The sequence below is a fragment of the Isoptericola sp. NPDC060185 genome (assembly GCF_042728595.1).
GTDB lineage: Bacteria > Actinomycetota > Actinomycetes > Actinomycetales > Cellulomonadaceae > Isoptericola.
Window position 1 is genome coordinate 1 of the sequence record NZ_JBHWYY010000025.1, and the last position, 14,456, is coordinate 14,456.

Genomic DNA, 14,456 nt, shown 5'->3' on the forward strand with positions numbered 1-14,456 from the left:
TGCCGAGGTAGTGGTCCAGTCCACTACCTCGGCACGAACGGAACTACCTCGTGGGGGCGAGGGTGGGAACCCTGCTCGGGTAGGCTGTCGGAAACCGCTTCCCCGACGTCGCCCGGCGACTGCAAGGAGATCGACGATGCCCTCCGCCCCCGCCTCCTCGACCGGCCAGGACCGTCGGCGGTACGCCGTCGCCGGCACCGGGCACCGTGCCGGCATGTACGTGGACGCGCTGATCGGGGACCACGCCGACGACGGCGAGATCGTCGCGTGGGTCGAGCCCAACCCGGTGCGGGCCGCGGTGCACGAGGCGAAGGTCGCGGCCGCCGTCGGCGGCGAGCGGCCCCTGTACCACCCGGACGACCTCGAGAAGGCGCTCGACGAGCAGCGGGTGGACCGCCTCGTCGTCACCTCCGTCGACCGGACGCACGCCGACCTCGTCTCGCGTGCCCTGCGCGCCGGCGTCGACGTCGTCGTCGAGAAGCCGATCGCCGCCACCGAGCACGAGGCGCGCCAGATCGCCGACGCCGTCGCCGAGACCGGCCGCGACCTCACGATGACGTTCAACTACCGCTACTCGCCGCGGAACTCCGCGCTGCGCGAGGTCATCGCCTCCGGCGAGATCGGGCAGGTGCTGAGCGTCCACTTCGACTGGGCCCTCGACACCGTGCACGGCGCCGACTACTTCCGCCGCTGGCACCGCGAGAAGGTCAACAACGGCGGCCTGCTGGTGCACAAGTCCAGCCACCACTTCGACCTCGTCAACTGGTGGATCGACGCCGTGCCGCAGCGGGTCTTCGCGAGCGGCGGCCGCCGGTTCTACGGCGACGACGCCGCGCACGCGCGCGGCTACGAGCCGACGGCCGGGGAGCGGGCGCTGCGCGAGCAGGGCGTGGACCCGTGGCGCATCGACGTCGCCGCCGACCCGTACCTCGCCGCGCTGTACGGCCCCGAGGCGCAGGCCGTCGACGGCTACCGCCGCGACCGCAGCGTCTTCGACGCGGGCATCACCACCGAGGACACGCTCGGCCTCGTCGTCGAGTACGCCGGCGGCCCCGTGCTCACCTACTCGCTCACCGCCAGCGCCCCCTGGGAGGGGTACCGCGTCGTCGTCAACGGCTCGCGCGGCCGGGCGGAGCTCGAGGTGGTCGAGCGCGGGTCCGTCGTCTTCGGCGCCGACGGCAAGGCGACCGTCGACCCGAGCTTCACCGCCACCTTCGGCGAGGACACCGTGCGCCCCGAGGGGGAGCGGCTCGTGGTGCAGAAGCACTGGGAGCGCGCGGAGGAGCGGCCCATCGTCGCCGTCGGCGCGGGCGGCCACGGCGGCGGCGACGCGCTGCTGCTCTCCGACGTCTTCCGCGGCCGCACCGAGGCCGACCCGCTCGGCCGAGCCGCCGGCTTCCGCGACGGGCTCCGCGCGTCCGGCATCGGCTACGCGGGCAACCGCTCGCTCGCCACGGGCGACCCCGTCCGCCTCGCCGACCTGGGCCTCGGCATCGACCTCTGAGCCCTGTTCGGCGCAGGAGCGTCAGCGGGCCCAGGGGGCGCCGAGCTCGGCGAAGGTCCGCTGGGTGCGTGCGACCTCCGCGCACCAGCGCTCGACGTCGGCCACCACGGGCCGGCGGTCGGCGCCCTCGCCCCGCCACTCGACGTGCTCGGCGGCGATCGGGGCGGGGTCGGCGCTGGTGCGCACGGCCTCGAGGACGCGCATGAACGCGCCGGTGTCGCGGACGTCGCACAGCAGGGTGCGGGAGTCGTCGGCGCGGGCGGCGAGGAGGTCGTCGAGCAGGGACGTGCGCCCGTACGTCTTGTCCATCTGGGCCGCGTCGGTGCGCAGCAGCAGGCGGTCGTGCTCGTACTCGTAGGCGAGGTCGCCGCGCGTGCCGCGCACGACGACGCGGGCGGGGGAGCGCTCGGGTGCGCACAGCGTGAGCCCGAAGCCGTAGCGCCGGCCGCGCGCGTCCTGCACGCGGACCGACGACGTGTCGTCGGCCTCGATCGGGTTGGCGCGGTACAGGTCGGTGTCCACCCAGGTGACGTCCTGCGCGGTCGTCGCCCCGCCGAGGCGCAGGGCGGTCGCGACGGCGTGCGCCAGCGGGTTGGTCACGACGCCGTCGACGACGTCCCGCCCGTCCAGCCGGCGGCGCCCTGCCCAGGCGGCGCGGCGCCAGTACGACACCGTGCGCACCCAGGTGCCGACCGCGCCGAGGCCCACGACGTCGCCGATCTCGCCGCGCGCGAGGACGTCCGCCGCGGCGGACAGCGCGTGCGAGCCGAACGTCTGGAACCCCACCTGGCAGCGGCGGCCGGTGCGCTCGGCCACGGCGACGAGCTCGGTGTGCTCGGCCAGCGATGCCGTGGTCGGCTTCTCCAGGAGCACGTCGATGCCCGCCTCCATGGCGGCGCGCGCCAGCGGCAGGTGCGTGGGGATGGGCGTGCTCAGCACCACCACGTCCACGCGGACGGACGGCGTGGACAGCAGGTCGCCGAACGTCGGGAACCAGGGCGCGCCGGCGTCGTGCGCCTCGTGCCCCGGGCCGGGCTCGCGCGGGTCGACGACGGCGGCCAGCCGCGCGCCGCCGGTGCGCTGCAGCTCGAGCACGCGACGCACGTGCGAGGCGCCGTGGCCGTGCAGCCCGACCACCGCGATCTGCGGGACGAGGCCGTCGGAGGTCGGGTACGTCATCGTCCACCGGTCCTGGGGTGTCGTCGTGACCCGGCCGGGGATCCCCGGCCGGGTGTGGTGCTGAGAGGGTCGCGGCGCGTCAGCGCAGCGTGGCGGCGAGGGCGGTCGCCTCGTCGAGGTCGAGCGCGCGGTCCACGAGGGCGGCCACGATCCCGGTCTCGACGGTGCCGCCCGCGGGCACCCGCAGCGGGGTGTCCCAGGCCAGCGCGGGCCCGCCCCCGGGGTACTCGGCGGCGCGCAGGAACCAGTGCCGCGGCGGCGACGTCTGCGCGATGAGCAGCGTCGTCGCGCGGTCCTCGGCGTACGGGTCGTGGTGCTGCTGCACGAACGCGACCCACGGCGACGTGCTGCCGTGCGCGCGCTCCTCGCCCTCGCCGCCCTCGGACAGCACGACGGTGCGCTGCGCGATCGGCGCGCGCCAGAACACGCCGCCGTACCCCGCCCCCGGGCGGCCGTTGGTGGCGGGGGAGCGGATCTCCAGCGGCCCGTGCGACGCGTGCAGGGTGGAGCGCCACTCGAGCGCCCATCCGTCGTCGCCGAGCAGGCGGGCGCCGAGCCGGCGCTGCTCGTCGAGCAGGGGCTCGCCGTGCTCGTCGTCCCAGCGCACGGTGTCGAGCAGCACGTGGGGGGCGAGCGGGTCGACCTCCGCGCAGGTGCTGACCTGCCGCCCGTGGTTGGGCAGCAGGGTCGGGCCGACGTCGGCCACGAAGGTGCGCCCGCCCCAGAAGCTGGTGCCGTTCACGTCGGGGACGGCCACGCTGACGCCGTAGTGGTGCCGGTGGTCGACGGGCTCCGACTCGGTGAGCGGCACGCCCGCCAGCGAGTGCACCGGGTGCAGGTAGGGGCGAGGGGAGTGGATGGCGGGCAGCCGCTCGCCGTCGACGTACCGGGCCAGCGGGACGCGGTCGCGCGTGTGCCGCAGCACCACCTCGCGCGGCTCGACGGACCACGCGGGCCCCGGGTCGACGTCCTCGGGGTCCGGCACGACGGCGGGCGCGGGCTCCGCCACCTCCGCGCGGGCGACGCGGCGCGGCACCGGGCCGGTGCTGGAGCGGGCCTCGAGGCGGGCGGTGAACCGGGTGGTGGACGCCGCGTGGGCGTCGTCGTCGATGACGGCGTGCAGCTCGCGCCACGCCTGGCGGCCCAGCTCCGCCTGCGGCACGGACACGGTGGTCAGGGCGGGCGTCGCGTACCGGGCGAGGTCGATGTCGTCGTACCCGGCCACGGAGATGTCGCCGGGGACGGCCACCCCGGCCTCGTTGAGCGCCGCCAGGAGGCCGAACGCGACGAGGTCGTTGTAGGCGACGACGGCGGTGGCGCGGCTCGCGAGCACCGGGCCGGCGGCGGCGTGCCCGGCGGCGAGGTCGGCGCCGACGGAGAGCTCGACGACCTCCAGGTCGGCGTGCCGCTCGCGCGCGACGGCGAGCCCGGCGCGCCGGGCGGCGTCCGTCGCCGCGGCGCGCGGACCGGCCAGGTAGGCGAGACGCCGGTGGCCGAGGCCGACCAGGTGCTCGACGACCTGCACGGTGGCCTCTGCGTAGTCGATGACGAGGCTCGGCGTGCCCGCGTGGTCGACCTCGCGGTTGATCACGGCCGCCGGGGTGACCAGCGGCAGCAGCGCGTCCAGGGCGGCGCCGGGCATCCGCGGGGCGACGAGGATGAGCGCGTCGCAGCGCATCCGTGCCTCCCGGGCGATGGCGGCCTCCTCGGACGGGTCCTCGGCGGCGTCGGCCACGAGCACCCGGTAGCCGTCCTCGGCCGCGGCGGAGGTGACGCCACGCAGGATCTGCTGGAACACGGGGTTGCCCAGGTCCGGCACGACGAGCGCGACGGTCGTGGTGCGGCCCAGCGACAGGCTGCGCGCCACGTTGCTGGGGCGGTAGTTCAGGTCGATCGCCGCCTCCTGCACGCGGGCCGCGATCGCGGGGTCGACCGTGCTGCGGCCGTTCATCACGCGGGAGACGGTGGCGCGCGAGACGCCGGCGGCGGTGGCGACGTCGGCGATGGTCACCGTCGGTCGCCGCAGGTTCACGTCAGGCATCGATGCCTCCTCGGGCTCACGAGCCGACCGTACACCATTGGAAACCGGTTGCTCTCGTGGTACGTTCCCGAGAAGCAACCGGTTTCCAGGCGACGTCGCCGGGGGCCGTGGATCGAGGGAGATCGGGAGGCCGGCGATGACGCCCACCAGCACGCCGCACGGCGAGGTGCCGCGATGGCGGTGATCCAGGAGGTGGCCCGCACGCGCGGCGCGGCCAAGGAGCGACGCAAGGGCGACGGCAAGGCCGCCGCGGTCTTCCTCGCCCCGTGGTTCGCCGGCGTCGTCCTCATCACGGCGTTCCCGCTGGTCGCCTCGCTCTACCTGTCCTTCACGGACTACAGCCTGCTCGAGGCGCCGGGGTGGATCGGGCTCGAGAACTACACGCGGATGTTCGACGACCCGCGCTTCTTCCAGGCGCTCAAGGTCACGTTCACCTATGTGCTCGTCTCGGTGCCCCTGCAGCTCGCCGCCGCGCTCGCGCTCGCCGTCGTGCTCGACAAGGGCCTGCGCGGCCTGGCGTTCTACCGGTCGATCTACTACCTGCCGTCCCTGCTCGGGGGCAGCGTCGCCATCGCCATCCTGTGGCGGCAGGTGTTCGGCGCCGACGGCCTGGTCAACCAGCTGCTCGCCTTCGTCGGCGTCGAGGGCGTCGGCTGGGTGTCCCACCCGGACTACGCGCTGGGCACCCTCATGGTGCTCAACGTCTGGACGTTCGGCGCGCCCATGGTCATCTTCCTCGCCGGGCTGCGGCAGGTCCCGGCCATGTACTACGAGGCCGCGTCGATCGACGGCGCCGGCCGCTGGCGCCGGTTCCGCAGCATCACGCTGCCGCTGCTCACGCCGATCATCTTCTTCAACCTGGTGCTGCAGCTCATCGGGGCGTTCCAGTCGTTCACGCAGGCGTACATCGTCAGCGGCGGCACGGGCGGCCCGGTCGACTCCACGCTCTTCTACACGCTGTACCTCTACGACCGAGGGTTCGGCTCGTACCAGATGGGGTACGCGTCGGCGATGGCGTGGTTCCTGCTGCTCGTCGTGGCGGGCATGACCGCCGTGAACTTCCTCGCCTCCAAGTTCTGGGTCTTCTACGATGACTGACGCTCCCGCGCGCCCCGAGTCGCGCCCCGCACCCGCCCGCCCCTCGCTCGCCGAGGTGGCGGCCACCTACCCCGAGCGCCGCCCGCCGCGACGTCGCGCCGGGGCCGCCGTCCGCCGCGTGGCACGCCACGTGCTGCTGATCGCGTTCGGCCTGGTCATGCTCTACCCGCTGCTGTGGATGCTGGCGAGCTCCTTCAAGCCCACCTCGCTGATCTTCCGCGAGCCCGGCCTGATCCCCACCGAGTGGGACTTCAGCAACTACACCGACGGCTGGAACGCGCTGCTGCACCCGTTCGGGCACTACCTGCTGAACTCGGCGATCGTCGTGCTCGGCTCGGTGCTCGGCAACCTGGTCTCCTGCTCGATGGCGGCCTACGCCTTCGCCCGGCTGAAGTTCCGCGGCCGCAACCTGTGGTTCGCCGTCATGCTCATGTCGATCATGCTGCCGATCCACGTGATCATCGTGCCGCAGTACATCCTGTTCTCGTCGCTGTCCTGGATCAACACGTTCCTGCCGCTGGTCGTGCCGAAGCTGCTGGCCACGGACGCGTTCTTCATCTTCCTCATGGTGCAGTTCTTCCGCGGCATCCCGAAGGACCTCGACGAGGCGGCCCGGCTCGACGGGTGCGGCCACGGCCGCATCTTCCTGCGGATCATGCTGCCGCTGTCCCTGCCGGCCCTCGCCACCACCGCGATCTTCACCTTCATCTGGACCTGGAACGACTTCTTCAGCCAGCTGATCTTCCTGACGAAGCCGGAGATGTACACGGTCCCGATCGCGCTGCGCACGTTCGTCGACTCCACGAGCAACAGCTCGTGGGGCCCCCTGTTCGCCATGTCGATCGTGTCGCTGATCCCCGTGTTCCTCGTCTTCCTGTTCGGCCAGAAGTACCTGGTCAAGGGCATCGCCACCACCGGCATCAAGTAACGCACCGCCCATCCGCAGCACGTCCGCACCGTCGTTCGAAGGAGAACCTCATGCGAGTCACAGCTCACCGCGCGACGCGCCGCCGCGGCGCCGCGCTCGTCGCCCTCACCGCCGTCGGGGCGCTCGCCCTGACCGCCTGCTCCGGCGGCGACTCGGGCATCGTGCCCTCCGACCAGGAAGGCGGGAAGGGCGGCGACGTCGAGATCCGCTTCTCCTGGTGGGGGTCCGACGACCGGCACAAGACGACCGAGCAGATCATCGACCTGTTCGAGGAGAAGAACCCCGGCATCACCGTCGTGCCGGACTACACCGACTGGGGCGGCTACTGGGACAAGCTCGCCACCGCCACGGCCGGCGGCGACACCCCCGACGTCATCACGCAGGAGGAGCGGTACCTGTCGGACTACGCCTCCCGCGGCGTGATCGCCGACCTGGGCGCGCTCGACATCGACACCTCCGAGATCTCCGACGACATCCTCACCACCGGCGAGGTGGGCGGGAAGCTCGTCGGCATCCCGACCGGCGTGAACGCCTACGCCTTGGTGGCCGACCCGCAGATCTTCGCCGACGCGGGCGTCGACATGCCCGACGACACCACGTGGACGTGGGAGGACTACGTCGACATCGCCGGGAAGATCTCGAAGGGCGCCGGCAAGGGCGTCTGGGGCACGCAGGACTACGGCTTCAACGAGGCGGGCCTCGCCGTCCTCGCGCGGCAGAAGGGCGAGACGCTCTACACGCCGGACGGCGAGCTCGGCGTCTCGAAGGAGACCGTCGCCCAGTTCTTCCAGACGTCGCTGGACCTCATGGCGAACGGTGGACAGCCCGACGCGTCGCGCTCGGTCGAGTACCAGAACGCCGGGCCGGAGGGGTCGCTTCTCGGCACCAACGCCGGCGCGATGGGCGTGTGGTGGAGCAACCAGCTCGGGGCGCTCTCCGACGCCTCCGGTCGGGACCTGGAGCTGCTGCGCCTGCCCGGCGAGTCCGAGTACGAGCGGACCGGCATGTACTTCAAGCCGGCCATGTACTACTCCGTGTCGGCCAAGAGCAAGCACCCCGAGGAGGCGGCCAAGCTGGTCGACTTCCTGCTCAACGACCCCGACGCGGCGAAGCTGCAGCTCACCGACCGCGGCCTGCCGGCCAACATGAAGGTCCGCGAGGCGATCCTGCCCGACCTCACCGCCGCCGACCAGCGCATGGCCGACTTCATGGCCGAGCTCGAGGACGACGTCGTCGACAACCCGCCGGTGCCGCCGAACGGCGCCAACGAGATGCAGGACATCATCACGCGCATCAACACCGAGGTGCTGTTCGAGCGGATGACGCCCGACCAGGCCGCCGACGCCTTCCTCCAGGACGTGGGCGCCGCGATCGGCGGCTGACGACGCGCGGCGGACCCCGCTCGATCCCTTCGAGCGGGGTCAGACCGGGCGGATCGTCACGACGGTGGCGGCGGGGTCGGCGCGGAACGTCAGCACGCGGGTCGCGGGGTCCCAGCTCTCCACGGTGCCGCCGTCCACCTGCCCGCCGTCGGGGAACGCGTCGGCGGGCAGGTACGCCTCGCTCGTCGCACCCGCGTCCGCGGCGCTCCCGCCCCCGGCCCCGCCAGGGCCGAAGCGGAGCGTGAGCGCGTCGTCGTCGGCGGTCCAGCCGCGCAGGTCGCCGGCGACGGCGCGGGGGTAGGGCCGCTCGACGGCGCCGACCAGGTTGCGCGGCGTGCCGTCCTCCTCGTAGGGGCCCCAGCTGCCCGGGTCGCTCGACCAGTAGACGGTGCCCATCCCGGCCTCGTCGGCGGTGCGGTAGACGAGGTCGAGGTAGTCGAGGGCGCCGGGCAGGGTGGTGTCGAGGCCGAACTCGCCGAGGATCACGGGGACGTCGCCGAGGGCGTGCGCGGTGCGGGCGGTGTTCGCGGCCCACGCGTCGACGGTGCCCTCGACGAGGGTGCGGCTGGACCCGGTGAAGCCGTCGCCGAGGTCCATCGGCAGCGGGTACAGGTGCGGGCAGAACGCGACGCGGGCGCCGCCGTCGCGCGGGTCGTCGACGGGCCGCAGGCCGCTCGGCAGGCCCCAGTTGTAGCCCATCGCCTGCGGCTCGAGGCAGGCCCACGTGTCCGCGTCGACCTCACGGATCGCGTCGACGCTGCGCTGGTACAGCTCGGTGAGCGGGCCGGCCTCGAACTGCGGGCCCTGCACGGTGCCGCCGTAGGGCTCGTTCATGAGGTCGTAGGCGACGACGGCGTCGACGTCGGCGAACCGCTCGGCGACGGCGCGCCACGCGCCCGCGTAGTGGTCCATGAGCTCCGGGTGCTCGCCCGTCGTGTTCCAGAAGTGGTCGAAGGCCCGGATGACGCCCGGCTCCAGGTAGTACAGCTCCCACATGTCGTGGTCGCGCACCGGGAAGCCGTCCAGGTACGTGGCCCACGCCGGCGCGCCGTTGCCCGACTGCCCCGACGGTGTGATGGCGCTGCCCCACAGGTCCTGGTGCATGTCGAGCATCACGTGGTAGCCGCGCTCCGCGTACCAGTCGACCCGATCGGCGACGTCGTCGAGGTACGCCTGGTCGTAGGTGCCGGGCTCCGGCTCCACCTTGCGCCACGAGATCAGGAACCGGACGAAGTCGGTGCCGGTGTCGGCGCTCTCGCGCGCCAGGTCGTCCTCGGTGAAGTCGGGGAGTCCGTCGGGCGCGGACTTCGAGCTGGACGCCGTGTTGAAGCCGTGCGCGACGACGGCGCGACCCTCGCCGTCGCGCAGGAACGCCGCGGCCGGTTCCGGCGCGCGCAGGGCGGCGGCGACCCCGCCCCCCACGACGACGGCCGCGAGCCCCGCGGCCAGGATGGTGCGCGCTGCGACCACGTGACGTCCTCCTCGACGTGCTGCGTGAACGGTGGGACCCGGTGGTGATCCGGACCGCGACGGGAGGCTAGCATCGGCCGCGTGTCGACGATGACCACGGCGCGGGACACCCCGCGGACCACCCCGTGCGCGGGCCGCCGCGTCGCGCTCACCACGTTCCTCGGGATCGCCGCCGCCTCCGTCGTGGCGGGGATCTGGCCGGTCACCGGGACGGCCACGACCTGGTTCCCGGCGCTCGCCGTCCCGCCGGCGCTGGGCCTGCCCTCCCTGCTGCCGCCGCTGCGGCTCGCGCCGCTGGGCGAGACCACCTGGGCGTTCTGGGCCGCCGACACCGCGGGCGTCGTCGTCCTCCTGCTGGCCGCCGCCCTGCAGCTGCGGCACGTCACCCGCGCCCGGCCCGAGCCGGGCCCCGGCCGGGCGTTCGGCCGCGGCGTGTGGACGTGCGTCGTCGCCGTCGTCGCGGGGAACCTGGTGCGGTCCGTGTACGGCGGCTTCGCCGTGCACGCCGGCCTCGGCGCGTACGCCGGTCAGGTGGTCGGGGGAGTGCTGGTCTCCGCCCTGACCGGGGCGCTGCTCGGGCTGGTCGTCGGCCTCGCCGCCGCCGTGGCGGCCGTCGTCGGGAGGCGGGAGCCGGCCGCGGGCTGAGCTCGATTCCTCCCCGAGTCGTCAGGAGGGATCGACGGCGCGCGCGACGACGGCGCAGCGGTCGTCGCCCGGCGCGGCGCCCGTGGCGGCGCGCACGAGCAGGTGGCGCAGGGCGTCGCGCTCGGCGCCGTCGAGCCCGGCGAGCAGCTCGTCCTCGGCCGTGCGGACGCGGGCGTCCAGGTCGGCGAGGACGGCGCGGCCGTGGTCGGTCACGACGATGCGGCGCGCGCGCCGGTCGGCGGGGTCCGGCTGCCGCTCGACGAGGCCGCAGCCGGCGAGCTCGTCGAGCAGGTAGGTCATCACGGTGCGGTCGATGCCGAGGCGGGCGGCGAGAGCTGCCTGCGTGGGCGGGGCGTCGCGGGTCACGGCGGCGAGCACCTCGTAGCCGCGCCCGCCGTGCGGCACGTCCTCGCACGCCGCGGCGACCCGGGCGCTCCACTCACGCAGCAGCGCGGCGAGCGACCAGCCCAGCGGGGACGGGTCGACGGCGGCCGCCGCGCCGCGGGGGCGGCGGGTCCGGTCGGTGGTGGTGCTCACCCCGCCATCGTACGGGGAATGGGCGGTCGGCAAGAAGAGTTGCCGCTGATATCGTCTGTCTGACAGACGATCTCCCGCCGCGGCGGGAGCGGTCCTCCCCGCGAAAGGCCCCCATGACGGACTACGGCCACGACCTGGTCTTCGGCACGTTCCTCACCCCGACCAACCGCGACCCGCAGCAGCCGGTGCGGCTCGCGCAGGTCACCGAGGCGGCCGGGCTCGACCTGGTGACGTTCCAGGACCACCCGTACCAGCCCGGGTTCCTCGACACCTGGACGCTGCTGTCGTGGGTGGCCGCGCAGACCGAGCGGGTGACCGTCGCGGGCAACGTGCTCAACCTGCCGCTGCGGCCGCCGGCCGTGCTCGCGCGAGCCGTCGCGTCCCTCGACCTGCTCTCCGGCGGCCGGGCGGCCCTCGGCCTCGGCGCCGGCGGGTTCTGGGACCCGATCGTCGCGATGGGCGGCACCCGCCTCACGCCGGGGGAGTCCGTGGACGCCCTCGACGAGGCGCTCGACATCATCCGCGGCATCTGGGACGGGCAGGAGCGCCGGGCGCTGCGCGTCGAGGGCGCCCACCACCGCGTCGTCGGCGCCAAGCGTGGGCCCGAGCCGGCCCACGACGTCCCCATCTGGCTCGGCGCGCTCAAGCCCCGCATGCTGCGCCTCATCGCCCGCAAGGCCGACGGCTGGCTGCCGTCGCTCGCATACCTCAAGGACGGCGACCTGCAGCGCGGGCACGCGATCATCGACGAGGCCGCCGAGGAGGCAGGCCGCCACCCGGCCGAGATCCGGCGCCTGCTCAACGTGCAGGGCGCCGTCACCGACCAGCCGCGCGGCTTCCTCCAGGGGCCCGTGGAGCAGTGGGTCGACGAGCTGGCGGCCCTCGCCCTCGAGGACGGCATCGGCACCGTGATCCTCGCGGCCGACGACCCGACCCTCGTCCAGGTGTACGGGCAGGAGGTCGCGCCCGCCGTGCGCGAGCTGGTGGCGCGGGAGCGCGCGTCGTCGGGCACGGCCCCGGCGGCGTCCCAGCGCGGTGCGCGGGCGATCGCCCTGCGCCGACCGGGCATCGACTACGCCTCCGTGCCCGCGGCGCTGGCGGCCACCGCCGTCGAGCCCGGCGACCGCGCCTACGACGGCGTGCGGCACAACTACCTGCGCTCGGGCGCGCCCGGCCTCGTGCTGCGGCCGCGCACGACGGCGGAGGTCGCCGAGGCGGTCTCCTGGGCGCGCACGCAGGACGTGCCGCTCGGCGTGCGGTCGGGCGGGCACGGCATCAGCGGCCGGTCGACCAACGACGGCGGGATCGTCGTCGACCTGGGCGCCCTGGACCAGGTCGAGGTGGTCGACGAGGCCACGCGGCGGGTGCGGGTCGGCGTCGGCGCCACGTGGGGCCGCGTCGCCGAGGCGCTGGCTCCCCGCGGCTGGGCCATCAGCTCGGGCGACTCCGGCGGCGTGGGCGTCGGCGGGCTCGCCACCGCGGGCGGCGTCGGCTTCCTGGGCCGCCTCTACGGGCTGACGATCGACCACGTCGTCGCGGCCGAGGTCGTCACCGCGGACGGGCGCGTGGTGCGCGCGTCGGCCGACGAGGTCCCCGACCTGTTCTGGGGCCTGCGCGGCGCGGGCGGCAACCTCGGCGTCGTGACGTGGGTCGAGATCGAGGCGATGCAGCTCGGCGATCAGGGGGCCGTCGTCTTCTCCCAGATGACGCTCGACGCGACCGACGTCGCGGGCACCCTCGAGCGCTGGGGCGCCGTCGTCGAGTCCGCGCCGCGCGAGCTCACCAGCTTCCTCATCCTGTCCCCGGGCCGCCGCGGCCGCCTCGCCGACGGCAGCGACGACCAGGGCCCGGTCGCCCAGCTCATGACCGTGTGGGCGGGCGACGACACGGACGCCGCCGTCGAGCAGCTCGAGCGGCTCGCCGGGGCCGGCCCGCTGCTGGCCCACCAGGCGTACCTGCTGCCGTACGCGGGCGTCGTGCAGGCCGGAGACAAGCACCACCAGGGCGGCGGGGACCCCGCCGTCCGGTCCGGGCTGGTCGCGCACCTGGACGCCGCGACGTCGCGCGCCTTCGAGAGACTGGCGCTGTCGGGCGAGGCGTACTTCCTGCAGGTCCGCGCGACCGGCGGCGCCTCCCACGACGTCGAGCCCGGCGCGACGGCGTACGCCCACCGGCACCAGAACTTCCTGCTGTCGGCGATGTCGTCGTCGCAGGACCGGCTCGACGCCGTGTGGGACGACGTCATGGCCCCGTACACCGACGGGCTGTACCTGTCGTTCGACACCGACACCCGCCCCGAGCGGCTCGCCGACGCCTTCCCCGGGGCGACGCTCGACCGCCTGCGCGAGGTGAAGCGCGACTGGGACCCGGACAACGTGTTCCGCGCCAACTTCCCGGTGCCGCCCGCGTCCTGACCCCGGCCTCCTGACGCGACCGCGCTCACAACGAGGCGGGGCATGCGCGAGGATGGGGCCATGCCTCTCGCACCTCGGTACCTGGCCGACGACGCCCGCTACGAGTCGATGACCTACCGCCGCACCGGCCGCTCCGGCCTGGACCTGCCCGCCCTGTCGCTGGGCCTGTGGCACAACTTCGGCGACACCACGCCGTTCGACACGCAGCGAGCCATCCTGCGCCGCGCGTTCGACCTCGGCGTCACGCACTTCGACCTGGCCAACAACTACGGCCCGCCCTACGGCTCGGCGGAGGAGAACTTCGGCCGCCACCTGGCCAAGGACCTCGCGCCGTACCGCGACGAGCTCGTCATCTCCACCAAGGCCGGCTACGACATGTGGCCGGGCCCGTACGGCGACCACGGCTCGCGCAAGTACCTGCTCTCCTCGCTGGACCAGTCGCTGACCCGCATGGGCCTGGACCACGTCGACGTCTTCTACCACCACCGGCCCGACCCCTCGACGCCGCTCACCGAGACGATGGGCGCCCTCGCGTCCGCCGTCCAGCAGGGCAAGGCGACGTACGTCGGCGTCTCGAACTACTCGCCGTCCCGCACCCGCGAGGCCGCGCAGGTGCTCGCCGACCTGGGCGTGCCGCTGCTCATCCACCAGCCCAGCTACTCGATGTTCAACCGGCACGTGGAGATCGCGGACCGCGAGGACGCGTACGACGGCCGCCAGAGCGAGTCCCTGCTCGACGTCGTCGAGGACCTCGGCGTCGGCACGATCGTCTTCTCGCCGCTGTCGCAGGGCCTGCTCACGGGCCGGTACCTGGGCGGCACCGCGCCCGAGGGCTCGCGCGCGGCCCGCAGCGACTCGCCGTTCCTGTCCTCGTCCAACCTCACCGACACCTATCTGGAGCGCGCCCGGGCGCTGAACGCGATCGCGGAGGGCCGCGGCCAGACGCTCGCCCAGCTCGCCCTGTCGTGGGTGCTGCGCGACGACCGCGTGACGTCGGCGCTGATCGGCGCGTCGTCGGTGGCGCAGCTGGAGGACAACGTGGCCGCGCTGCGCGCCCCGGCCCTCACCGACGAGGAGATTGCCGAGATCGAGCCGCACGCCGTGGACGGCACGGGCCGCTGAGAAGGGTTGTGGGCGCTCGTTTGGCGCTATTCAGTCCCGCGGAAGGGTGAAAAGATGGGCCACCAAGGAGTGGGGTGGGCCCATTGGGGGGTGGTGGGTGGTCGGGCTGAAGACCCGCGACGTCGTGGACCCGGCG

The 14,456-nt window shown here is 74.0% G+C and carries 11 protein-coding genes; 7 read left to right on the plus strand and 4 right to left on the minus strand.

Annotated features, from left to right (window positions below):
• Positions 1–136 precede the first annotated feature (136 nt).
• Positions 137–1,504, plus strand: a complete 1,368-nt coding sequence (locus ACFWDO_RS10575) for a Gfo/Idh/MocA family protein (protein WP_380323794.1) — start codon at positions 137–139, stop codon at positions 1,502–1,504.
• A gap of 21 nt (positions 1,505–1,525) precedes the next feature.
• Here ACFWDO_RS10575 and ACFWDO_RS10580 read toward each other — a convergent pair whose 3' ends face one another.
• Both ACFWDO_RS10580 and ACFWDO_RS10585 read right to left on the minus strand, forming a co-directional pair.
• Positions 1,526–2,683: a Gfo/Idh/MocA family protein gene (locus ACFWDO_RS10580; protein ID WP_380323797.1), complete on the minus strand. Its 1,158-nt coding sequence runs from the start codon at positions 2,681–2,683 to the stop codon at positions 1,526–1,528.
• A gap of 79 nt (positions 2,684–2,762) precedes the next feature.
• Positions 2,763–4,724, minus strand: coding sequence for a DUF6807 family protein (locus ACFWDO_RS10585; protein WP_380323800.1), 1,962 nt, complete (start codon positions 4,722–4,724; stop codon positions 2,763–2,765).
• 174 nt (positions 4,725–4,898) lie between these two features.
• Between ACFWDO_RS10585 and ACFWDO_RS10590 the strand changes: the two genes are divergently transcribed.
• Genes ACFWDO_RS10590 through ACFWDO_RS10600 form a run of 3 tightly spaced genes read left to right on the plus strand, consistent with a single transcriptional unit; the run spans position 4,899 to position 8,132 of the window.
• Positions 4,899–5,822: a carbohydrate ABC transporter permease gene (locus ACFWDO_RS10590; protein ID WP_380323803.1), complete on the plus strand. Its 924-nt coding sequence runs from the start codon at positions 4,899–4,901 to the stop codon at positions 5,820–5,822.
• Positions 5,815–6,750, plus strand: coding sequence for a carbohydrate ABC transporter permease (locus ACFWDO_RS10595; protein WP_380323806.1), 936 nt, complete (start codon positions 5,815–5,817; stop codon positions 6,748–6,750). Before ACFWDO_RS10590 ends, ACFWDO_RS10595 begins: the two co-directional genes overlap by 8 nt.
• Before the next feature lie 50 nt (positions 6,751–6,800).
• Positions 6,801–8,132: an ABC transporter substrate-binding protein gene (locus ACFWDO_RS10600; RefSeq protein ID WP_380323809.1), complete on the plus strand. Its 1,332-nt coding sequence runs from the start codon at positions 6,801–6,803 to the stop codon at positions 8,130–8,132.
• 39 nt (positions 8,133–8,171) lie between these two features.
• Here ACFWDO_RS10600 and ACFWDO_RS10605 read toward each other — a convergent pair whose 3' ends face one another.
• Positions 8,172–9,602, minus strand: coding sequence for a cellulase family glycosylhydrolase (locus ACFWDO_RS10605; protein ID WP_380323812.1), 1,431 nt, complete (start codon positions 9,600–9,602; stop codon positions 8,172–8,174).
• Between the two features lie 81 nt (positions 9,603–9,683).
• On the opposite strand from ACFWDO_RS10605, the gene ACFWDO_RS10610 reads away from it, so the two are divergent.
• A complete protein-coding gene (locus ACFWDO_RS10610; protein ID WP_380323815.1) occupies positions 9,684–10,247 on the plus strand; it encodes a hypothetical protein in 564 nt (187 codons plus the stop codon).
• A gap of 21 nt (positions 10,248–10,268) precedes the next feature.
• Here ACFWDO_RS10610 and ACFWDO_RS10615 read toward each other — a convergent pair whose 3' ends face one another.
• Positions 10,269–10,784, minus strand: coding sequence for a MarR family winged helix-turn-helix transcriptional regulator (locus ACFWDO_RS10615; protein ID WP_380323818.1), 516 nt, complete (start codon positions 10,782–10,784; stop codon positions 10,269–10,271).
• 113 nt (positions 10,785–10,897) lie between these two features.
• Here ACFWDO_RS10615 and ACFWDO_RS10620 point away from each other — a divergent pair, with 113 nt between their 5' ends.
• A complete protein-coding gene (locus ACFWDO_RS10620) occupies positions 10,898–13,198 on the plus strand; it encodes an LLM class flavin-dependent oxidoreductase (RefSeq protein WP_380323821.1) in 2,301 nt (766 codons plus the stop codon).
• Positions 13,199–13,258: 60 nt separating this feature from the next.
• Positions 13,259–14,320: an L-glyceraldehyde 3-phosphate reductase gene (gene mgrA, locus ACFWDO_RS10625; protein WP_380323824.1), complete on the plus strand. Its 1,062-nt coding sequence runs from the start codon at positions 13,259–13,261 to the stop codon at positions 14,318–14,320.
• The last annotated feature ends 136 nt before the right edge of the window (positions 14,321–14,456 follow it).

Coding starts and splice junctions, on each gene's coding strand:
- ACFWDO_RS10580 (WP_380323797.1), bottom strand. CDS start 2,683: ATGACGTACCCGACCTCCGACGGCCTCGTCCCGCAGATCGCGGTGGTC.
- ACFWDO_RS10575 (WP_380323794.1), top strand. CDS start 137: ATGCCCTCCGCCCCCGCCTCCTCGACCGGCCAGGACCGTCGGCGGTAC.
- ACFWDO_RS10585 (WP_380323800.1), bottom strand. CDS start 4,724: ATGCCTGACGTGAACCTGCGGCGACCGACGGTGACCATCGCCGACGTC.
- mgrA (WP_380323824.1), top strand. CDS start 13,259: ATGCCTCTCGCACCTCGGTACCTGGCCGACGACGCCCGCTACGAGTCG.
- ACFWDO_RS10590 (WP_380323803.1), top strand. CDS start 4,899: ATGGCGGTGATCCAGGAGGTGGCCCGCACGCGCGGCGCGGCCAAGGAG.
- ACFWDO_RS10620 (WP_380323821.1), top strand. CDS start 10,898: ATGACGGACTACGGCCACGACCTGGTCTTCGGCACGTTCCTCACCCCG.
- ACFWDO_RS10595 (WP_380323806.1), top strand. CDS start 5,815: ATGACTGACGCTCCCGCGCGCCCCGAGTCGCGCCCCGCACCCGCCCGC.
- ACFWDO_RS10600 (WP_380323809.1), top strand. CDS start 6,801: ATGCGAGTCACAGCTCACCGCGCGACGCGCCGCCGCGGCGCCGCGCTC.